General features: G+C 33.0%; 27 protein-coding genes. 7 read left to right on the top strand and 20 right to left on the bottom strand.

Annotated features, from left to right (window positions below):
* The first annotated feature begins 14 nt into the window (after positions 1 to 14).
* The 4 genes from Z054_RS0101355 (at position 15) to Z054_RS0101340 (ending at position 4,478) form a co-directional block, all read left to right on the top strand.
* Positions 15 to 1,175 carry a beta-ketoacyl synthase N-terminal-like domain-containing protein gene (locus tag Z054_RS0101355; RefSeq protein WP_024768307.1) on the top strand — a complete coding sequence of 387 codons (1,161 nt, stop codon included), beginning with the start codon at positions 15 to 17 and terminating at the stop codon, positions 1,173 to 1,175.
* An 85-nt stretch (positions 1,176 to 1,260) separates the two neighbouring features.
* A complete protein-coding gene (locus Z054_RS0101350) occupies positions 1,261 to 2,223 on the top strand; it encodes an alpha/beta fold hydrolase (RefSeq protein ID WP_024768306.1) in 963 nt (320 codons plus the stop codon).
* Positions 2,224 to 2,305: 82 nt separating this feature from the next.
* Positions 2,306 to 3,409 (top strand): biotin synthase BioB, encoded by a 1,104-nt coding sequence (gene bioB / locus Z054_RS0101345; RefSeq protein WP_024768305.1) that lies wholly within the window; start codon positions 2,306 to 2,308, stop codon positions 3,407 to 3,409.
* A gap of 160 nt (positions 3,410 to 3,569) precedes the next feature.
* Positions 3,570 to 4,478, top strand: coding sequence for a cupin-like domain-containing protein (locus tag Z054_RS0101340; RefSeq protein WP_024768304.1), 909 nt, complete (start codon positions 3,570 to 3,572; stop codon positions 4,476 to 4,478).
* A 66-nt stretch (positions 4,479 to 4,544) separates the two neighbouring features.
* Here the strand turns inward: Z054_RS0101340 and Z054_RS31520 are convergent, their stop codons facing one another.
* Positions 4,545 to 4,709, bottom strand: coding sequence for a hypothetical protein (locus Z054_RS31520; RefSeq protein WP_161635227.1), 165 nt, complete (start codon positions 4,707 to 4,709; stop codon positions 4,545 to 4,547).
* 477 nt (positions 4,710 to 5,186) lie between these two features.
* Here Z054_RS31520 and Z054_RS0101330 point away from each other — a divergent pair, with 477 nt between their 5' ends.
* Positions 5,187 to 6,356, top strand: a complete 1,170-nt coding sequence (locus Z054_RS0101330) for a helix-turn-helix domain-containing protein (protein WP_024768303.1) — start codon at positions 5,187 to 5,189, stop codon at positions 6,354 to 6,356.
* Between the two features lie 176 nt (positions 6,357 to 6,532).
* The gene (locus Z054_RS29790; protein ID WP_084050023.1) at positions 6,533 to 7,918 is read left to right on the top strand and encodes a S41 family peptidase; all 1,386 of its coding nucleotides are present in this window, start codon (positions 6,533 to 6,535) and stop codon (positions 7,916 to 7,918) included.
* A gap of 60 nt (positions 7,919 to 7,978) precedes the next feature.
* Here the strand turns inward: Z054_RS29790 and Z054_RS0101320 are convergent, their stop codons facing one another.
* The 19 genes from Z054_RS0101320 to Z054_RS0101245 form a co-directional block, all read right to left on the bottom strand.
* On the bottom strand, positions 7,979 to 8,455 hold the full coding sequence (locus tag Z054_RS0101320; protein ID WP_024768301.1) for a regulatory protein RecX: 477 nt from the start codon (positions 8,453 to 8,455) through the stop codon (positions 7,979 to 7,981).
* Positions 8,456 to 8,495: 40 nt separating this feature from the next.
* The gene (locus Z054_RS0101315) at positions 8,496 to 8,972 is read right to left on the bottom strand and encodes a hypothetical protein (protein ID WP_024768300.1); all 477 of its coding nucleotides are present in this window, start codon (positions 8,970 to 8,972) and stop codon (positions 8,496 to 8,498) included.
* A 124-nt stretch (positions 8,973 to 9,096) separates the two neighbouring features.
* Positions 9,097 to 9,285: a hypothetical protein gene (locus Z054_RS0101310; protein ID WP_024768299.1), complete on the bottom strand. Its 189-nt coding sequence runs from the start codon at positions 9,283 to 9,285 to the stop codon at positions 9,097 to 9,099.
* 44 nt (positions 9,286 to 9,329) lie between these two features.
* Positions 9,330 to 9,500: a hypothetical protein gene (locus tag Z054_RS31515; protein ID WP_161635226.1), complete on the bottom strand. Its 171-nt coding sequence runs from the start codon at positions 9,498 to 9,500 to the stop codon at positions 9,330 to 9,332.
* 44 nt (positions 9,501 to 9,544) lie between these two features.
* A complete protein-coding gene (locus Z054_RS31510) occupies positions 9,545 to 9,700 on the bottom strand; it encodes a hypothetical protein (protein ID WP_161635225.1) in 156 nt (51 codons plus the stop codon).
* Between the two features lie 22 nt (positions 9,701 to 9,722).
* Positions 9,723 to 9,878, bottom strand: a complete 156-nt coding sequence (locus Z054_RS31505) for a hypothetical protein (RefSeq protein ID WP_161635224.1) — start codon at positions 9,876 to 9,878, stop codon at positions 9,723 to 9,725.
* 148 nt (positions 9,879 to 10,026) lie between these two features.
* Positions 10,027 to 11,562: a vitamin K epoxide reductase family protein gene (locus tag Z054_RS0101295; RefSeq protein ID WP_024768297.1), complete on the bottom strand. Its 1,536-nt coding sequence runs from the start codon at positions 11,560 to 11,562 to the stop codon at positions 10,027 to 10,029.
* Positions 11,563 to 11,710: 148 nt separating this feature from the next.
* Entirely contained in the window at positions 11,711 to 12,274 is a 564-nt protein-coding gene (locus tag Z054_RS0101290; protein ID WP_024768296.1) for a hypothetical protein, read from the bottom strand.
* Between the two features lie 104 nt (positions 12,275 to 12,378).
* The gene (locus tag Z054_RS31500; RefSeq protein WP_161635223.1) at positions 12,379 to 12,516 is read right to left on the bottom strand and encodes a hypothetical protein; all 138 of its coding nucleotides are present in this window, start codon (positions 12,514 to 12,516) and stop codon (positions 12,379 to 12,381) included.
* A 10-nt stretch (positions 12,517 to 12,526) separates the two neighbouring features.
* Entirely contained in the window at positions 12,527 to 12,709 is a 183-nt protein-coding gene (locus tag Z054_RS32075) for a hypothetical protein (protein WP_024768295.1), read from the bottom strand.
* A gap of 40 nt (positions 12,710 to 12,749) precedes the next feature.
* On the bottom strand, positions 12,750 to 12,935 hold the full coding sequence (locus tag Z054_RS0101275; RefSeq protein ID WP_024768294.1) for a class IIb bacteriocin, lactobin A/cerein 7B family: 186 nt from the start codon (positions 12,933 to 12,935) through the stop codon (positions 12,750 to 12,752).
* Between the two features lie 269 nt (positions 12,936 to 13,204).
* The gene (locus Z054_RS31495) at positions 13,205 to 13,342 is read right to left on the bottom strand and encodes a hypothetical protein (RefSeq protein ID WP_161635222.1); all 138 of its coding nucleotides are present in this window, start codon (positions 13,340 to 13,342) and stop codon (positions 13,205 to 13,207) included.
* 142 nt (positions 13,343 to 13,484) lie between these two features.
* Positions 13,485 to 13,646, bottom strand: coding sequence for a hypothetical protein (locus tag Z054_RS31490; protein ID WP_161635221.1), 162 nt, complete (start codon positions 13,644 to 13,646; stop codon positions 13,485 to 13,487).
* A gap of 18 nt (positions 13,647 to 13,664) precedes the next feature.
* The gene (locus Z054_RS31485; RefSeq protein ID WP_159025427.1) at positions 13,665 to 13,811 is read right to left on the bottom strand and encodes a hypothetical protein; all 147 of its coding nucleotides are present in this window, start codon (positions 13,809 to 13,811) and stop codon (positions 13,665 to 13,667) included.
* A 430-nt stretch (positions 13,812 to 14,241) separates the two neighbouring features.
* Positions 14,242 to 14,556, bottom strand: coding sequence for a hypothetical protein (locus Z054_RS32205; protein ID WP_024768293.1), 315 nt, complete (start codon positions 14,554 to 14,556; stop codon positions 14,242 to 14,244).
* A gap of 83 nt (positions 14,557 to 14,639) precedes the next feature.
* Complete coding sequence (locus Z054_RS0101260; protein WP_024768292.1) at positions 14,640 to 14,822, bottom strand: hypothetical protein; 183 nt, start codon at positions 14,820 to 14,822, stop codon at positions 14,640 to 14,642.
* Between the two features lie 21 nt (positions 14,823 to 14,843).
* Positions 14,844 to 15,176 (bottom strand): hypothetical protein, encoded by a 333-nt coding sequence (locus Z054_RS27670; RefSeq protein WP_024768291.1) that lies wholly within the window; start codon positions 15,174 to 15,176, stop codon positions 14,844 to 14,846.
* An 80-nt stretch (positions 15,177 to 15,256) separates the two neighbouring features.
* The gene (locus tag Z054_RS0101250) at positions 15,257 to 17,440 is read right to left on the bottom strand and encodes a peptidase domain-containing ABC transporter (RefSeq protein WP_024768290.1); all 2,184 of its coding nucleotides are present in this window, start codon (positions 17,438 to 17,440) and stop codon (positions 15,257 to 15,259) included.
* A 168-nt stretch (positions 17,441 to 17,608) separates the two neighbouring features.
* Positions 17,609 to 18,784, bottom strand: coding sequence for an HlyD family secretion protein (locus Z054_RS0101245; protein WP_024768289.1), 1,176 nt, complete (start codon positions 18,782 to 18,784; stop codon positions 17,609 to 17,611).
* Between the two features lie 372 nt (positions 18,785 to 19,156).
* Between Z054_RS0101245 and Z054_RS0101240 the strand changes: the two genes are divergently transcribed.
* Entirely contained in the window at positions 19,157 to 21,442 is a 2,286-nt protein-coding gene (locus Z054_RS0101240; protein ID WP_024768288.1) for a lantibiotic dehydratase family protein, read from the top strand.
* Positions 21,443 to 21,495 lie beyond the last annotated feature (53 nt).

Genomic DNA, 21,495 nt, shown 5'->3' with positions numbered 1-21,495 from the left:
CCAAAACTTGAAAATTGCAACAAAAAATATCAATAACAGGAATTTCTTCTATATCTCCATTGGGAGTTTCTTCTGGCGATATATGGAAAGCATATAAAGATCCATCACATCGTATCTCTTTTAAAGATTTTGAAGGAGAACAAGCCCCGATTGCATTACTTTCTCAAAACGCAAAACAAAAAATAAAAGAATTAAGAGCAGAGAGTTCTCATTATGAGGCATTGGATGACTCTGTTCTTTTTGGTGTTTTTGCCGCCAGACAAGCAGTTAAAAATGCTGGATGGAATGGAGATCGTAATTTTGGGATTAATATAGGTTCTTCTCGTGGGGCAACAGGGCTTTTTGAAAAATATCATCAGGAGTTTCTAAAAAGCGGTAAATCGTCTACGTTAAGTTCACCTACGACTACGCTCGGAAATATTTCATCGTGGATTGCTCATGATTTACAAACCAGTGGACCAGAAATAAGTCACTCGATTACATGTTCTACGGCACTACATGCTGTGCTTAATGGTGTTGCCTGGTTGCAATCGGGTTTGGCAGATCAATTTTTGGTTGGCGGAAGTGAAGCTCCATTAACACCATTTACTATTGCACAAATGAAAGCCCTTAAGATATATGCATCAAATGATAAGGTGGCTTATCCATGCCAGGCAATGAATTGGAATAAAAAAAGAAATTCTATGTTTCTTGGTGAAGGTGCTGCTATTGCATGTTTAGAAAAAGGAGTAAAAGAAAATGCTTTGGCTTTAATAGTAGGTATTGGTTATGCTACAGAACCATTAAAGCATAATATATCTATATCTACAGAGGCAGATTGTTTTCAAAAATCCATGAAATTGGCTTTAGGCGAAACCCCTGCAGATGAGGTAGATGCTATTGTATTGCACGCACCTGGTACAGTAAAAGGAGATCTGGCAGAATATAATGCTATTAAAGCTGTTTTTAAAGATTCATTACCAGCTTTGACAACTAATAAATGGAAAATAGGACATACCTTTGGTGCCAGCGGGATCTTGAGTTTGGAGCTTGCAGTATTAATGCTAAAACATCAGGAATTTATTCCGGTCCCCTTTGTAACATACGATAAACTTCCTAAGCAGTTAAACAAAATAATAGTAAACGCTGTTGGTTTTGGAGGCAATGCTGTTAGTATTTTGCTCGAGCGTCTTTAATTTTTTGCGATATTTGGAATATAAAATTTTTGGTATTAGAATGCTGTTATATGCGTTCTCAAGTAATTAAAAAGATTTATAATACATGAAAACACAAATCACTCTTTTTTTAGTAAGTCTTATCTTACTTTTTTCAGCCCATGCACAAGAAACTATTCATAGTGAGTTTGAATCTCAGCTAATCAATATAAATGGATACAAGATTAATGTAGAAACTAAAGGTAAAGGAAATCCAATAGTATTTATTGCAGGAGGACCCGGAAATTCTCATGATTATATGCAGGGTAATTTTGGGAAATATCATAAAAATCGGCAAGTAGTTTTTTTTGATGGTTTAGGGAGAGGACTGTCTGATGATGCTAAGGATATCAAGGAATATTCTATACGAGGTGATGTAGAAACGTTAGAAGGTATTAGAAAAGCGTTGCAGTTGACTAAATGGACAGTAGTAGGGCATTCTTATGGTACAGTAGTTGCTCAAGCCTATGCTTTAAAATATCCTCAATATACAGAGAAGATGATATTGATTAATGGGTTTCATAGTGGATTAATGTGGCAGGCAAATTGTGATAGTTATAATCATTACGCCAAAACACACTTTCCAGAAAAATGGAAAGTAGTTGATTCATTACGATCAGAAGGATTTGTATCTAGTGATTCAGAGTTTTCGAAAGTATATGGAGATTTTCCAACAAAATATATATACTATCATAATACAGAATTAAGACAACCTGTACCCAAAGAAGTAAAACGTTCATGGAACTCTGATGTGTATTATACCATTGTTGGTAGAGATGCTGATTTTCATGTTACGGGTGATATGGGAGACATAGATTTCAGAAAAGAGTTAAAGAAAATACAATCACCAACTTTAATCATTGCTGGACGTTATGATGGTGTGTCTACTCCAGAATTTGCAATACAGTATAAAACCTATATGCCTAAGGCAGAGTTTGTAATGTTTGAAAAAAGTGGCCATAACCCATATCTGGAAGAGCCAGAAAAGTTTTTTAAACTGTTTGAGCGTTTTTTAGAGATAAAGCATTAATTTTTGAGATATGAGTTTATCATATTAATTGATACAAATACACCAGATTTTCTTACATTTGACTTTTAGATTTAGATGATTTATGAGCGTTATTAGACACGATTGGACCAAGCAAGAGATTCTTGATATTTACAATACACCTATGATGGATTTACTGTATAAAGCAGCAACTATTCATCGCGAATATCATGATCCAAATGTTGTACAGGTATCTACCCTGTTATCTATTAAAACAGGAGGATGTCCTGAAGATTGTGGATATTGTCCACAAGCAGCCAGATATCATACTGATATCGAAGGAAATGACCTGATGAGCGTACAGCAAGTAAAAGCACAAGCACTTCGTGCAAAATCTTCTGGAAGTTCTAGAGTATGTATGGGAGCTGCCTGGCGTAACGTTAAAGACGGTCCAGAATTTGAAAATGTACTTGAAATGGTTCGTACTATCAATAAACTTGATATGGAAGTATGTTGTACCTTGGGTATGATCACCGAAAATCAGGCACAGCGATTAGCAGAGGCAGGATTATATGCCTATAACCACAATTTAGACACTTCAGAAGAATACTATAAAGAAGTAATTTCTACCAGAGGATATGAGGATCGATTAAAAACGATTGATAATGTTCGTAAAACTAATGTAACTGTCTGTAGTGGTGGTATTATCGGTATGGGAGAAGAAGTAAGTGATAGAGCAGGAATGTTGGCAGCATTATCAAAATTAAGCCCTCAGCCCGAATCGGTACCCATAAATGCTTTAGTAGCAGTAGAAGGGACACCAATGGAAGATGAAAAGCCTGTAGAGATATGGGATATGATTAGAATGGTAGCTACTACCAGAATTGTTATGCCAAAAACACAAGTACGATTATCTGCAGGAAGAACCGAAATGAGTAGAGAAGGGCAAGCGATGTGTTTCTTTGCAGGAGCAAATTCTATTTTTGCAGGAGATAAACTACTAACGACTCCTAATCCAGATGTAAATAAGGACATGGAGATGTTTAAAACATTAGGACTTAATCCGCAAAAACCGTTTGTAAAAAAGGCTCAACCAGAAACAATTGAAGCAGAAGATTCTATATTTGAACCTCTGGGAGAAAAGCCTAAATGGTCCAGACCAGACCATACTATCGAAAGAAATCAAACAGCAAAACAGAAAGCTAAAGGAATAATAGCGGATAAGTAAAGATATCAAGGCCTTTTAAAAAATTAAAGGTTTTATAATATTCTCTCTACGTCTTTTATTTTTTTAATCGTCGGATTATGTTGATGTAGATCAGTATAAAATTGCCATCACCTACTTTTGGCTGATATCGCGTTAATTCTTATGGCTTATTTTTTAGTAAGTGAAATTAAATTTAGAACAAATACCAAGGGTAAAAACAATTACCAAAGAAGAATTTCTTAAGAAATATGTAACATTACAAAAGCCGGTTGTAATCGAACAGTTGACTGTAGATTGGCCAGCGTATACGAAATGGAATCTTTCTTATATCAATGATGTAGCAGGTAATAAGACTGTTCCTTTGTATGATGACCGACCAGTTTCGTCTGAGCGTAGATTTAATGAGGCTCATACTAGTATGAGAATGAGAGAATATCTTAATCTACTTGAACAAGGGCCTACCAATTATCGTATTTTTTTATATAATTTACTAAAAGAAGCACCTTTGCTTCAAGAGGATTTTAGATACCCAGAAGAGATAGGGTTAAAATTTATGAAGAAACTACCATTTTTATTTTTCGGAGGTAGTGGCTCTAAAGTATTTATGCATTACGATATTGATTTAGCCAATATTCTTCATTTTCACTTTCATGGAGAAAAACAATGTATATTATTTCCACCTTCAGAAACAAAGTATTTATACAAATTACCACATTCACTACTATCTCATCAAGGAATAGATTATACAAATCCTGATTTTAAAAAATGGCCTGCGTTAAAGCATGCCAAAGGGTATATTGCAAATTTAAAACATGGCGAGACATTGTATATGCCCGAAGGGTACTGGCACCACATGACATATTTAACTCCAGGATTTTCTATGAGTATCCGTTCTGCAGCCCAAGGAGTTACTCAGTTTTCTAAAGCTTGTTATAACGTGTTTTTTATGCGATATCTGGATAATTTTATGCGAAAAACCAGAGGAGAGAAGTGGATCGATTATAAAAATAATAAAGCAGTTCTACGAACAAATAAAAGAAATGATTATTCTAAAAAACAAAACCTCGACTATGAGCAAGAAACTCAGTAATCAAGATTTTGTTTTCTAAGGATGTTTACTATCAGAAAAAATCTGATTAAAAATCTCTTAGCATGTTTACAAGGTTGGGGTGAATTTTTTTAAATTCTTAATCACTTCAACAGCAGTTTCTACAACTTCTACGATATCATCAATTAAGTCTCCAATAGGACCTCCTCCTTCTATTTGAGTAATTTCTTCAAAACTTAATTCACTTACTTTTAATTCGTTTAAATTTTTCATAGTTAAATAATTTGTAGATTTATAATTCTAATTAATGTTTTAGTTTTTTATCGTTTTCTGGTTCAAACTTAAGAAGCAAGAGTCTCATATTTTGAGATAGACTAAAATTTTGTGTCTACTTATCGTTTACAATGATTTAGGCAATTTGGATAATATTGATTTTTTTTAAACCTATCCTAAATTTAAAATCGGATACACTTGATAAAGATTTACAGGTATGATGGATAAAAAGCCTGGTATAACGTGTTTTTTATGTGATGTCTGGATAATTTTATGCGAAGAACATGAGGAAAGAAGTGGATCGATTATAAAAATAATGAAGCTATAAAAAAACCAATAAAAGAAGTACTTAGTTTATTGATTTTTGCAACAAACCTAATCATATAAAGTTTTTTGAGTACATAATTCGTCTTGTATACGTCTGGATGAAAACAAAAAATCAAGAATTTTTTTAGATATAATTGTAAATATTGATCAATGAACACAGTAAGTTCTTTATTGATAATTAGTGCTTCTCAGGGGTTCATTTTTGGTTTGGTTATTTTAGTTTCTCCATTTTTCAGAAGTAAAACCAATAATTATTTAAGTTATACAATATTGATAGTTTCTTTATTGATGCTCAATGTGTATCTTGATGATATGGCTGTGTTTGTAAAATACCCGAAGTTTAAGGTATTATACGACATCGAATGGGTTTTTTTATTCCCGGTTTTTTTCTTCCTTTATTTTTTAAAATCAATCAATCATGATTTAGAAAAAAGTAAGAAACGATATTGGTTGTACATACCTTTTATGTTTTCTGTGATTCTTAATGTGGTTTTTAATCTGGAACATGTCTATAAATGGTATACTTATACTTGGGAACATAAAGAGTATGCGTACGGGTGGATTTTTAGTTTTCAGGAATTGGGCTATTATTCATTCAATTTAATTATTGCTATTTGGTCTTATAAGATTCTTAAGGAAAAAAGGTATTCAACTCATCCTAATACTAGATGGCTAAAAAAATTATGTGCTAGGATATTTTCCTTAATAACATTTTGGGTTATAATAGGTGTTATCGATAAGGTTTTTAATATAGGTTATGAAATCTGTATATCTATTATATGTACAAGTACTTCTGTATTTGTGTTTTGGGTTGTGTATTATGGAATTTATACATTAAAACTTACCAATAATAAAAAAGATAATATCGGTGAGGTTAAAAATGTCACTTTATATGTAGATGCTACAGAAACCCTTGATAAGAGACAACAGAAAGAACTAACGAATCCAGATACTTCGTTTTCAGAAGATAACATATATTTTCAAAAGTTAGAAAATCTTCTTCAAAAAGATTGTATTTATCGCGATCCAAATTTGAGTCAAGAGATGATAGCTAAACTATTAAATATAAGTTCGGGTTATCTATCGCAGATTGTAAATGATATTACAAAAAAGAATTTTACAGTATATATTAATTCCTATAGAGTTAAAGAAGTTAAGCGTATGATTCTTAATACAGAATTTGATAAGTACAGTCTATTGACTATAGGGCTAGAAGCAGGATTTAAATCCAAAACTACATTTTACACTTCGTTCAAAAAAGAAACCAAATTAACTCCTAGTCAGTTTAGATCTAAAAACAAAAAGGTTCCGAATTTTTAAATTTTAATAATATCGAACATTGATTTCATAAAGCCTATCTAGTTTTGGCTATAATTAATTGCGTATCGGTCTATTTATAAATTGATGTTTGCGAGTACTTCATTGCGATCATTTTTAATGAAACCGATAGGTTTTTATTTGTCAATGAAACGTAACTTTTAAAAATGTAGATTAATATGAATTCACACATCAGTATTAAAAATTTAAAAAGATATTTTTTATTCTTATCCGTGATTTTATTCATGGCCTGTCAGTCTGATGATGATCAACCCCAACCAGAAAAAACTATAAACGGTTTTTGGTTAGCCAAAGATAAAGGGTATGTCATTGAGATTACAGACAAAAAAAAGGTGTTGTATGGCGTAAATTCGGTCGGATGCACAATCATAGAAGATAATTTTGTGCCAGAAGAATCTTTTGGTGTAGCGCTAGCTCTTATTGGTCCTAACGAATTGATAGCAGAGCCAAGGCTTAGTGCATCAAATATTGAGTTCAGGAGGTTATTAAATCAAAATGAATTTTGTCTTCCTCAACAAATTGCAAATACTAAAGATCCAAAGATTAATTTTGATCATTTTTGGAATATTTTTAATGATTATTATGCTTTTTTTGAAACAAGAAAGGTTAACTGGTCGCAATACAAGAGTTTAAGAGAACAAGTAACTTCAGAGAATTTTTATGATACCTTAGAGGGGTTAGTTCTCCTTATGGAGGATGGGCATGTAGGAATTGATGATGAAGCTAATAATATTGCAATCGATGCTGGTTCACCTAGTTTATTTTCTCGATTAAATTCAAGTTTAAGCGGAGATTTAATTATTGAATCCGGAGAAGATTATAATAAACTTTATAACCAGAAATTACAAACCATAGCATCAAAATATTTAAATAATAAAGTTGAGATTGATGAAAATGGAAAAATAGCATGGGGGTTAATTGGTGATGATATTGCATATGTTAATATTTTAAGTATGGAAGGTTATGGTTCTAATGCAAAAAATGAGTTGGAGACATTAAACTCAATATTAGATAAGATAATGAGTGATCTTAAAAATTCTGGGGTTTCTAGACTAATAATTGATGTTCGCTTTAATGGTGGAGGATATGATATGGTTTCGGTGAATATCGCTTCACGATTTTTAGACCAAGAGCGATTGGCATTTTCTAAAAAAGCAAGATTAGGAGATGGCTTTACAAAAGGCACATCAATAAATATGACTCCAAAGGGTGATTTTCAATTTACAGGAGATATTATGTTACTTACAAGTCCTTTGACGGCAAGTGCAGCAGAAGTTTTTACACTATGTATGAAAGATTTGCCATATGTAACTATGATTGGAGATAATACAAATGGAGTTTTTTCGGATATTCTAACACATACTTTGCCAAACGGAGCTTTAATAGGGTTGTCTAATGAGGTATATAGCGATGCTAATGGAGAAGTGTTTGAAGCTATTGGGGTTGGCCCAAGTGAAGAGAATAGGGTTCCATTATTCTCTAATAATGATTTTATTAATGAAAAAGATAGAGGAATTGACTTGGCAATAGAAATATTAAACTAATAGAATACTATATAACAAAATCCCAAAGGGTTCTAGAATGATTTCTTTGGGTTTTTTTTATTAAAAAAGCTCATTTGCTTTTTCATAAACAAGAGTGGTCTCCCATCCTCGATATAAAAGATAATCAACAAGTTTTTTGCGTTTCTTGTTCTTATCGTGTTCTGTTAAAGTACTGTATTTCTTTTCGGCAAGCTTATGAAAAGTTTCAAAATAGTCTTTTTCTGATATTTCTTTAAGTGCCGTTTTTACATTGTAAGGTGAGATGTTACGAAATTTAAGCTCTCGAACTATGCGTTGCTTACCCCATTTTTTGATATTAAATTTTCCTCGGGCAAAGGCTTTGGCAAAACGTTCTTCATTAAGAAAATTATGATCCAGAAGATGCAGGATGATTTTTTCTTTAGCCTCAGGAATAAGCCTCATCGTCCTTAATTTATCTTCGACATCTTTATGGCAGCGTTCCTGATAGGCACAATAATGTTCCATTTTTCGCAGTGCTTCGGCTACAGTTATAGATGTAATAGGATTCTTATACATTACCGCAAATGTACAGTGACTTTTATAATTACCCCAAAAGTTATGCCTCTAAAATTAATAATCTGTTGGTAATTACATCTTTTTTACAAACATTATATTGCTTTAAAAAGGCTCTTACTTTTTCTTCTTCATTTTTTTCTTTTAAATCTTGTAACAGATTTTTTTTCGTTAATTTTTTAAGATCCAATGGAGCATATCTTGTTTTAAAATAATAAGTTTCAAAAACAGGCCAATCAGGTAATATTCTCTTATTTTCTTTATAAACATGAATCCAATTATTACAACCTACAAACTCACAAAAATTACCATTTGGCAGAATAGTAAAATGAAAAGGATCGATTTCATGATCATGATCCATATCAGAAGCTATCATTTGCTTAAGTTCCTTGGCATTAATTGGATTAGAAGCATAAAACAAAAGAGTTTCTAGCTTATGTGTTAGGTCATAAGCCTCGATTTTCCCCATTCCATTAAAGTTTTCAAGGATTTTGTAGAGTAGCTCTTTTTCGTTTGTCATGGTTTATGTTTTTGAGATATATAGAATTGAATTGTCTTTTTATAAAGGAGTGCTTAGAAGCATAATTCTCCTATAATCAAATAGATCATAGGAGAAAATGAACTCACTAACTTAACTCATTAGTTTACAAGCTAGTATCTTGACCTCCGGGACCGCTTCCAGCCCATCCCCAATCTTTATTAAATTGGTCATCTAGGCCAGGTAATCCTGGTGTATCAGAGGTAGAAGTTGCAGGAAAAAAAGTACCTCCTTCTATTGTGATTAGTTCTGATGCATTTAATTCCTGAAAGGATGCAGTGTTATAACTTTTCATGTGATTTCGTTTTAAGATTGATGATTGATGAAATTAAAGTGTTTTTAGAAACCTGGAGTTTCTTTTTTAGGAAAATAGTTATCCCACTCTCTAGGGTCGCCAAATGGTACGATAGGAAATATATCTAAATCTCCCAGGTTTGCTATTGCCAAACCACCATTGATGATACTTAATTGGGCATTGTTTAATGCTTCGAATGATTTTAAATTTCTCATGATTTTTGTTTTAAGATTGATGATTATTAATGATACCAAAGTGCTTAGAGCACTGTAAGTAGATGCTTTAAGTTTTCTAAAACTTCTTGGATTAACTCTAATTCTGGACATTCAATATCCTCTCTTCCACAACCACCATTAATGGTCGTAATTTCTTTTGATGATAATAATGTGTACTGACTTATAGCTTGATTTTTCATGACACTTAATTTTTGCAATTTGTTATAATTGTTTGATTACTTTTTTTACATTATGTACAAAGATGATAGCCTCGGTTACTAAGCTTGTGTAAAATCCTGGGAAAATTATACCTCCCTGTGTTTCTCTGGTTTCAGTGGTGTTTAATGGTTGAACTCCAAGTTTTTCTAAATTTTTCATGTTTTTTGTTTTTATGATTACTATTTATTTTGTGGTAATAAGTATTAAAAGTCTTGTCACTTCCTTTTCATAGTACAATGATAAGTGGTGAATGTCTCATCTTATGAGACGCTATATTTTTTTCTGAAAAAAGTGTAGAAAAACCCTGTTAGAATGTGATAAGATCTTCTATTGCATAGTGATCTGATAGCTTTCTATTATTAAAAATAGTAAGTGGTGTTTGCAGAATATTATTCTGAGTGCACCATTTTTTATGTTGAGCATATGTTGCTCTTGATTTCTCAGATATTTCTATAGCGTATTTTTCTTTTAACGTATTTAAATTCTTGTGTTCGAACCATTTACTTAATACAGATAAGAATTCTGATTTTGTCATTTTGTAATAAAGCTCAATAAGAAATTGTGAGATTTCATTACTATCGGTATCAGAAAAAATCAATGAGAAATTGATGCCTTCAGAAGTTTTATTGATTTCAAGAATTTTTTGAAACTCCTTTGCACAAAGATGACAATATGGATTTATAACCAATGCTGCTCTTTTATCGATATCCTTAGCACCCTCGAATATAATATGGTTTTCATTAAATGCAGTATTAAGAAGATTCTCTTTCTCTTGTAGTAGACTAAAAACTTCGGGATTGTTTTTTAATCTTGCATATTTATACATGCTTTCTTTAAACCGGAAATACTTATATACAGGGCTTTTTAGATAGGACCATATAATGATGATTAGCGAAAAAGAAATACCAGGTATGAGAAATCCATTTATAGATGATTCGAAGTTGTTGTTAAAAAGAAAATATGAGGAAAGTATGGTTTCAATAAAAAATACCCCTTGGATTGCCAGGCATAGGACACACCATTTCTTGACTATTCTATATTGATAGTAAATAGAGAAAAATATATACGGAAATGCAAAAAAGGAAAGTATACTTATCAAAAAAGCAACACTCTTGAAATTAGAGGTCATAGAGGCAATGCAAACTGCTATAAAACTTCCTAAAAAATATAACAATCCTAAATCAGACATAGAAAGCCAGGGAAAAATTTTGGAAGCCCCAGAATTTAAAACACCTTCGCAACTTATATGATCATTAGATTTACAAAATTTGGATTTATGTATGATACTAACTTCGGTATATACTATTAATAAACTAATAAGAGTCCCAGCTAATTTTGTAAGTAAGAACAGGTTAAAAACCCCATGATAACTTTTAATCGATATGGTGATAAGAATAGCTAATAAAGACAAAGCTCCAAAATGCTTCGTTCTTTTTAGTTTTTGGCGAGCTAGATCTTCATTAGACATCTCAACAATAGCATCGGTATCAATCAAAAGTACAATACCATTCCATTTCCGTAAGAAACTCTCGAAACTCTCCACAATAAGATCATTGCTATTACCACTATAATAGCTTATTTCTATATTTGAAATTTTAGTAACGATTACCAGGCCATCTTCTATAGAATATGCTAGAAAAATCGGAGATAATTTCAATAATTGATCTGATGAGATTCTACCAGCTTTGTTTTCGACACCTATTTTTTTTAAAGTATCAGAAAAAGAAAAAATACTGGGATAATCCTGATGACTAAGCAAAAGTGATTCTAATTTCTCATTAGAAATTTCTAGCGAGAGTTCTCTTTTAAGTTGCAAAAGAGCTTTTAATACTGTTTGATCCAAAATAAATTGTTTTTTCAGTTATACATTAGAGTGAATGCAATGTATTTCAGACAGCCGAACGATCGAACGGCCAGAGAATTCACATGATCATCTGAAAATCACAAAGATTCTTTTATATAGGTTTCTATACTTATAGAAGATTAGGCAGTTAGTTCACCGAATAGTTGAGCAAATAATCATATCGATTAATATCGGTTGTTAAAACCTCAATGTTTTTTATCACGGTTTTATTTTTTATTCTTTGCCCCTGTACATTAATATCAATATCGACAAAATCAGTGATTTCATTATTCTCCATATCGATATCTACCAGGGCTGATTTGCTTAGTAATCTGTATGCTGCAATATTTGCTGTATGTTCAAGATCAGGAAATTTAGATATTTTCACTTCTCCCGATATAGTAACTACATTACCTTTACCATCAATACTTATGCTTCGGCTATTTTCTTCGGTTTTATGTTGAACATCGATTTGGGAAAATAGTTTCTTAAATTGATCAGCTTGTTGTTGTCTCTGATCTAATGAAATAGGAGTTATATTTTTTGATGTTTCGTTTACAGCATATATTTTGTCCTCATCTTTTCTATAGAAAACATCATTATCTTTTTGCTTGGTATACACAAATAAATCGGTAATAAATTCTTCTACCTGTATTGTGTTTTCTACTGTTTCTATTTCTTTTATAATATGTATTAAGACTTTTGATTCCATGATATCCTGTTTTTTGATACTGAAACAAGTTCAGCACGAGTTGATGATTTTTTTAATAAAGTAAACAACCCTCTTGGCAATATGCCAGAGGGTTATTTAATGGTCTAGTGTTTAATATGGTATATAAATTTACCTATTGCAACTCCGGCATTATAGAAAAAGATTACTGCAACAATTGCAAGTACAACATATTCTAAATAAGGAGTAATATCAACACTACTACCTTTTTGAAATATACCCATGATAGTTATATTAGTTAAAAAGGTGGTAAAGCCCTTTTCCTATTGCTTCTCCAGCTTTATAAAGCCCACCGATAGCTGCAAGTACTACTGCTGCTCCAGCTGCTGTTACTGTGATAGGATCGATAACACCACCTTCTACGGTTCTTAATTCATTGCTTGATAATTCTGCTACGTTTAATTCTAAAGTATTCATGTTGTTTGTTTTTTAAATTAATTAATGTTTTGTTTTAAATTTATTTTACACCTTCGTGCTTGTCTTTTTCATCTTGGTATCCATTGTATGCACCAAGTCCTAGAGCACCAACTGCAACTACAACTATAATACCGATACACCATCCGCCACAAACGATACCTCCGTTAATTTCTGTTGCTTCTTGTTTTGATAATTCTTGAAATTCTAAGTTGTTTAAATTTTTCATTTTTTTACGATTTAATGATTAATGATTTTTAATTTATGCTTACACTATCTATTCCGTCAAATTGATATGTAAACTGTTTTTTGTTGTTGCAACAATCGTGAAAAGTGTTGTTGTTTCCCTTTCACAGTACAATGATACGTTGGGGCTGTCTCATCTTCTGAGACTGATATTTTTTTTTCATTTTTTTCACGATTATTTTTAAAGAAGGCATGATATGTAGGATAATAGGGGTTGCATCATTACCACTTAGAAGTCTATTAAGAACTTCACTATTTGTATTTCTTAGAACCTGGTCCAGAATCTACTTCAGAATAGTATACTATAGTTGTTAAGATTTTTTCAGAAGTATACTTATTGCCATTTCTTAATATCTCTCCAGAATAATGGGCTGGTTTGTCATAAAGCAAAAAAGAGCCTTGTTACGACAAGACTCTTTTTTTTACAATGCAAAAACTGATTTGTGATCAATCCAAATGTTCCGATTTCAATAAAAGGATGGAGGCCGCCATCGGTTTGTATTAATTGATGCTCATTTAGACTTTTAAATGATTATGATGGGATAAACGTTGTAGCAGGAATATTGAAAATACCAGTAATAACTTCACAAACGATTTTACGAGTAGTAGCAGATATTAGTATAGTACCTCCGTTATTGTTTAAAAGCTCATTTGATTGCAGTTCCTGAACGTTGTAGTTGTTTAAATTTTTCATTTTTTTATGTTTTTATAATTAGTGATTATTTGAATTTTTATAGTTTTCCTTTTCTTCTTCTGGTACACCAAAAAGATAATCTGCTAAAGGTTGCAACCATTTAGGAATAGGAAATGCTGATCCTCCGTTGGTTTCTAATGCCTCTTTGTTACTTAGATTTTTCATTTTTTTACGATTTAATGATTAATGATTTTTTTGTTACAACTGTAAATACAGCTACGCTATCTCTTTTATATTACAATGATACTGTGCGATGGTCTCATTTTATGAGATACCTATATAAAGTTTTATAAAATGAAAGAAGGTTAATAGGCTATATAATTATTTTCATTTTTTAAAGGCAAACCCAAAGAATAATTGATATAAAAAAATCCCGAAAAATTGATTTTCCAGGATTTTTATTCAAAAGAATTTTTCATTTTACTTTCCAATTTCAGGATCATGTATCTATATGGTTGCGTTAAACATAAGTATGGTGTACAATTAATAATATAATTGATTTCATAATTTTTTTGTTTACCTATATTGAACAATTTAAAATTATAGGAAGTACTATAAATCCTTTTGCCTATAGTTATATTTGCAATGTTTCATTTTATAAGATTGCAGCTAAACATTGTAATCTTTCAAAAGAATTTCCACCACTTACTGATCTAATCTCTGTAGCATCAAGTTCTTTTGTGTAAAACCCAAATTTAAAACCTACACTTTCTTCGTATACAAAACTCTGTATTGTAAAATCATAAGTGATAGGAGCGTTTAGATCTTTCATAATATCAACGATCCGATAGGTTTGTGCTCTGGAGATCCCTAATCTCGATGCTAATTCTACTGGAGTTCCTGTGGCTTGTAGGCGTATGAGTTGGTCAATTCTCTCGATAAGTTCGATTTGCTTGATGATAATATTCATAACTGTTCGTTTTTTGATTAATAAAGTATTTTAATGATTGATGTGATTGAATTTTTTATGCGATTTGTAATCTTTATATCGCTTTACAACATCCAATCCATCATGTCATCATGATCTATGTAGATTTCGTACTCTTCAGAGTAGGAAATAACATCAGATATCACATGTTTTAGTTCTGGATCATTGATTTCTTGTTGCAAAAAATCTTTTTCTAATTTGTGCTCTGTTAGGTTGCTTTCTTTTTTTTGTGGATCATAATTTTTCATGAGTTTATTTTTTAAATGTTATTATACTATTCTTAGGCTTGGATATTTAAAATCTACTTGCATCATAATACTTTGAGCACTATAAGAAGATACCTCAAGTACTTCTTTCCCATAGAGTTTACGAGTATAAAAACCATAGGTAAAGTTTGCGGATTCTTCATAGACATAGCTCTGTAGCGTGATATCAAATACAATAGGAGCATTAAGTTGTTTCATTACTCCAAGAATCTGAAACAAAGATGCTTTTGAGATTTCCAATTTTTCGGATAATTGATCAGGAGTTCCTGTTTTCCCCAATCGTATAAACCGATTTAATCGTTCTATGACTTCAATTTGACGCTCTATTTTTTTCATAACCAGATATTTAGATTAAAAAGTTTTTTAGCATTTTAAAAACATAATTATCAATTAAATTTTGCTGAACCATCTTCTAGTTATGCAACAGCATTTATTTTAGGTATGTGATCTGCTATTGGCATTTGTTTTTGCCATAGTTCATAGTATTTTTCCTGTCGGGTATATAGTACATTGTGATTGCCTTCTTCTACCACTTCCCCTTTCTCGAGTACTACAATTTTATCGGCATTAATCACCGTACTTAATCGGTGAGCAATAATGATGATAGTTTTATCCTGATCGCGCAGACTTTGTACTGCTTTCTGGATATAATTTTCAGAAGTACTGTCCAGTGATGAGGTAGCTTCGTCTAATACTAATACTTCAGGGTTTTTATATAATGCTCTGGCAATGGCGATACGTTGTTTTTGCCCTCCAGACAGGGTAGCTCCATTTTCTCCTAAATATGTGGCAAAACTATTGGGTAGGTTTTCTATAAATTCAAGAATACCTATGGCTTTACATACTTCCATAATGCGTTCTACATCGGGAGCAAATTCTCCTACTGCAATATTGTCTATCACATTACCGGCAAACAGATCTATTTTTTGTGGTACCACACTTACCAGATCTCTAAGACTACCATTCTCGATGTGTTTCAGATCCTGTTTTCCTATTGATATTTGCCCTTTCTGGATTGGATAGATATTTTGTAGTAAAGACATCAGGGTAGATTTTCCAGAACCACTTTCCCCGATAATTGCAGTGATTTTTCCTTTCGGAATCTCAAGACTGAAATCTTTAAAAACTTCAACTCTGGATCCATATCTAAACCCTACATTAGAGAAATTAATATCACCAATGCTATCTTTTGTGAGTTTTATTTTCTGTTCATCTTCTTCACGTTCCAGATCCATGATCTCAAACAAACGATCTGCTGCAATAAGTGCATTTTGAATCTGTTTATTAGCGCTGATTAAACCGGCAACAGGACTGGTAAAATATCCTATGATGGCATAAAAAGCCATAAGCTCTCCGGCAGTAATTTCTTTTTGAATCACAAAAAAGGAACCACTCCACAATAGGATAATGGTAAATAATTGTGCAATAGTACCGGTACTAGAGTTAGAAAACACACTGTTTAATGCAGACTTGTATCCTGTTTTTAATAGTCCGATAAAACGGGTTTCTGTTTTAATATTAGCAAAACCTTCAAGGCCAAATCTTTTGATGGTTCCTACAGCGTTTAAGGATTCTACCAATTGACTCTCCAGATCTGCAGATTTCTCCATAATCCCACGTTCTGTGCGTTTGTTCAGTTTATTGGTGATTACATATATGATTGCATATATTGGGATAATCGCCAGCATGATCAGCGCCAGTTTCCAATAATAGGTAAACATCAATCCAAAAGAGAACACCAGGATCAGGATATTAACGGTTAGGTTTAAAGCTACCCCATTGATAAAGTTTCTGATTTTTACTGCATCACTAATCCGCGAGATAATCTCTCCGACCCGCATGGTATCAAAAAATTGCTGAGGCAGTTTTAACAAGTGTTTATAGTATCCCAGAATAAGTCGCGAATCGATCTGTTGCCCGGTTTTAATCAGGAAAACATCCTTATATGCTCCTACTATTAGTTTTAGAAGTAATAATGTGACCATTACAATCCCTAACAGGTTAAGCAGTTTGGTACTGGTACCCATAAAAACATGGTCAGTAAGTTTTTGGATGTATATCGAGGTAGAAAATCCTAATAAGGTATAGATGATCGCCCCAACAAAAGCCTGTATCAATACTCCTTTATGCGGTTTTAACAAAAACCAGAATCGTTTATATACCGATACTTTTTCATTACCCGTTATAAAATCTTCTTTTGGTAATAGTAGTACCAATACTCCTGTCCATTCTTTATTAAATTCTTCATGTGTTTTTTTATGAAACCTGCCATCACCCGGATCCATTATTTTGATGTGCTCTTTAGTCACTTCGTAGACCACTACATAATGATGCAATTTCTCATTCACGATCACATGAGCGATGGCAGGTTTAGGGATTTTAAACAAACTGTCCAGATCCCCGCGTACTCCTTTGGCTTCAAACCCGAGTTTATCGGCAGCTTCAATTAATCCCAATACATTGGTTCCTTTTTTATCTGTACTTGCAAACTGTCGAATACGTGCGATAGGCAGTTGCAATTTATAATGTGCTGATACCGATGCCAGGCAAGCCGCACCGCAATCAGTGATATCGTGTTGTTTTATTTTTGTCTTAGCCATGATTCGTTTAGTTTTGAGAGGTTAGTATTGAGTATTGAGAGATTTGACGTTCGAAATGGATGGTGTGATATTCAAGATGTAATAAACAACTCCTAACTGCTGACTTTCTCCTAACTTTTTCATTTATTTTTTTGGTTTTTACATTCAACATTAGATATTCCGTATTCGTTATTCGACATTCATTACTTCTGCTATAGTGGGACTCGATGGGTTAAACCAGTCATCGACTTTATCATAAAGTAATTCATACAAGGTGCGTTGTGTAAGTTGAAATCGTGCGCTTAGTGTCATCCCTTTGTTAAAACTACCTTTAAAACCATTTTTAAGTTCCAGATGTCCTTGGTCGATAGCACAACGTACTTTAAAAACTGGTCGGTCATTAATGATATCCACATCTTTGCTAATCTCCAGAATTTTTCCGGTAGCCAATCCCCATTGATTATAGTTAAAAGCATCGATCTGAAAATTCACCGATTTATTCCGCCCCACTAAACCTATATCTGATGGCGAGAGGTAACATTCTGCAATCAATCCGGTATCAGGGGATATTTCGGCAATAGTTAATCCTCCTGCAATTAAACTACCTGGCTCGATACCCAAAACATTTTTAAGAATCCCATCTATTGGTGCTATGATCACCAATTCTTTTTGATTCTGTTTTAATTGTGTTAATCCGCTTTTTAATTCTCTGGTGGTATTCTGGTACTCTGTTACTGTCGCCTGCCAGTTATTTTTTTGTTGTTTTCGGTATTGTTGTAGTGTACTGGATGCCAGTTGGTGTTCAAAAGCAGTATTCTCATAATCTACTTTGGCGATCACTCCTTTTTCATATAGTTTTTGATTACGCAGGTAATCGATTTTTGTTTTTTCAAATCGGGTTTTTAACTCCTGTATTTTTTGAGTGAAGTACAGATACTCTTTTTGGTAACGTGCCGATTGTATGTTATTAAATCTCGGGGTAGCCGTATTGATCAGATATTCGCAATCTGCAATAAACTGCCGGGTTTCTTCAATCTGTGTCGAGGATCGGGTGATTTGTTCTTTCACGACAGAGGTATTGGTCATAAGCAAGGTATCTCCCTTATTTACTTTTTGATTATCAACCATATTTACAAAAACAACTTTACCCGATTGAAGTGGAGTAATAGCAATTCGTTCTTTACTAGGCCTTAGCATCCCTCTTGCTGTAGTATAGATATCGACTTTGATAAATGGTAAAAGTGCTAATGCAATGACAAAAGCGACCAATATCGTTGTATAGATCATTTTACTTTTGCTGGTATGTTCAAACTGATGCACCTCTATGGTGTTTTCTATAATTTCTTTTGGAAATAATTGTTTCATGCTGGATATTCTTTAAACGTTAACAATAGATTGATACATGATGATAAAATGATCCATCAGAAAAGTCGTGAGTTGTGAAATGAAATTGATCAGTACGTGTATCATAAGTTTTGATTTTTTTGAGTGAAACTAAAGCGACTGCTACGTTTTTTGATTTGATCAAATATACCCCTGATAAAACCCCAAAAACAAGAGAAGGAAGTCGTGATTCCTGAAAACAAACACGGAATTCGCAGAATTCAGACTTTTAGTTTAAAACAGTAATCATCTGATTATCATGTGGTTTTGTTATAATTATCTAAAAGAAATCTTAAAACAGAAAATAGTATATTTATGTCCTATTAAATAAGTACAGCATAATACCAACACCTCTTGAAACTAAAAAACCCATATACCTTCTTTGATCAGTATTGTCTAAGAACTCCCCTTTTATCATTAGACTTTTATCATAACCTTACCAAAGAGAAGGATATACCTGTAGAAGTGTTTAAAGATGTCTGGAAAAATGATAGCATTAGAGAAGCTATTTTCCTGGCGTCACCAGAACTATTTTCTGAAATAGAGAAATGGTTGTCGGGACAACTCAAAGATGTTAAAAAGAAGAAACGATTAGAATCGTCGTTGTTAAAATATTTATCCAGGATGAGTTCGCGTTGTACTCCTTTTGGATTATTTGCCGGCTGTAGTATAGGAACATTTGGTAAGACCACAGCAATAGAATTGTCTAATTATGATACCCATCAAAGGCAAACTCGGTTTGATATGAACTTTTTGGTGGCTTTCTCACAAAAGATGGCCAAAGAAGAGGCAATCAAAAAGCAGTTATTGTGGTACACTAATAATAGTCTCTATAAAATCGGAGATCAATATCGATATATAGAATACAAGTATAACAAGTATAATCGGCGAGAACATTCTATCGAGGCAGTAGCCTATGCAGAGTATCTCGAAGATATAATCGAAAGTGCCAGGTCTGGTAAAAAAATAAAAGAATTAGCTTCTCTCTTGGTTGATGATGAAATTACTCATGAAGAAGCTTCAGAATTTATAGATGAATTGATAGACAATCAAATTCTGGTGAGTGAGATAGAACCTTCTGTAACCGGAGATGATTTTTTAGAACAGTTAGAAGCTTGTTTAGGTCGAATAGAAGGTACTAATGCTATACTAACAGAGATTCATCATTATAAAAAATTTCTGGAGCAAATAGATCAGAAACTAGGTAATGGATCTGACGAATACTTAAAACTTAGTGAACGAGTAGCACAGTTGGAAACGCCTTTTGAGTTAAAATATCTTTTTCAGACCGATATGTATACTCAGGCACAATCTAATCAATTAAATATACGGTGGGGGTATAAACTAACACGAGCACTAGAGCTATTAAATAGAATGAGTAGTGCATCATCAGAAACGCACTTGCAAAAGTTTAAAGATGCATTTACAAAACGATATGAAACCCAGGAAATTCCTCTGGCTACAGTTTTGGACACCGAGATAGGTATTGGATACCTGCAGCATCAGAGTGCTAATGACTCTACTTCTTTTTTAGACGATCTGTATATTCCTTCTAAACCTGCTTCACGACAAGAAATGCATTGGACTCCGGTACAGGAGATTCTAAATAAGAAATTACAACATATTCATAAAGAGAACCAGTATACACTAGCACTCGAAGATAAGGATTTTGAACACCTCGAATTAAACTGGAGCGACTTGCCCGATACTATGTCGACGATCGCTCAAATTGCAACAGTTGATGGTGAAGAAAAGATGATATTTTCTTCTATAGGAGGATCCTCTGCAGCAAATCTGTTAGGGCGGTTTTCTACCGGAAACGAGGATATTTTAAAACACGTACAGGATATTGCGGCTATAGAACAAGAAATGTATCAAAACCAGATCTTGGCCGAAGTTGTTCATTTACCAGAATCCAGAACAGGTAATGTGATTCGAAGGGCAACGATACGTGAGTATGAAATCCCATATTTAGGAAAATCTAATGTACCTATAGAGCAGCAGGTAGCGATATCAGATCTAATGATATCGGTGCAATATGGCCGTATCGTATTACGATCAAAAACACTTAATAAAGAAATTATTCCTCGTTTGACCAATGCTCATAATTATAGTGCTAATGCATTGCCGGTATATCATTTCTTATGTGATGTACAAAAGCAAGGCGGTCGACCGGGTCTTGGGTTTTATTGGGGAGAAGCGTTAGAGAAGCATACTTTTTTACCTAGAGTGGTATATAAAGAGTTTATATTGGCAAAAGCCCGATGGAAGATCACAATGGCAGACTTACCTTTTCTAAAAGAGAATAATGAAAAAGAGAAGATGGCAATGGTAACTAGCTGGAGAGCAAAACACAATATACCCGAGATGGTGCAATTGATCGACGGGGATAATACTTTGCTAATCCACCTGGGGAATACGAATTCGATAGATATGTGGTTAGATACCATAAAAAATAAAAAAGCCTGTGTATTAGAAGAGTTTTTATTTGCAGAAGAAGGGCAGTCTAGTGAGCAAAAAGGTACCGTACAGCAAGAAGGTATGAGTTATACCAACCAGTTTGTGATCTCGATGTATAACCAGGAAAAACTAGAGCAAGCAAGAAAGAAGATCGAAGCATCAAAAGCAGTTGAGGTATAAGTAAAATAACATTTTCGTCACATCGAGTGATCCTACGATAGGAGGATTGTATC

It is taken from the genome of Aquimarina macrocephali JAMB N27, from assembly GCF_000520995.1.
Classification (GTDB): Bacteria; Bacteroidota; Bacteroidia; order Flavobacteriales; family Flavobacteriaceae; genus Aquimarina; species Aquimarina macrocephali.
This window is presented reverse-complemented; position numbering and strand designations above follow the sequence as displayed.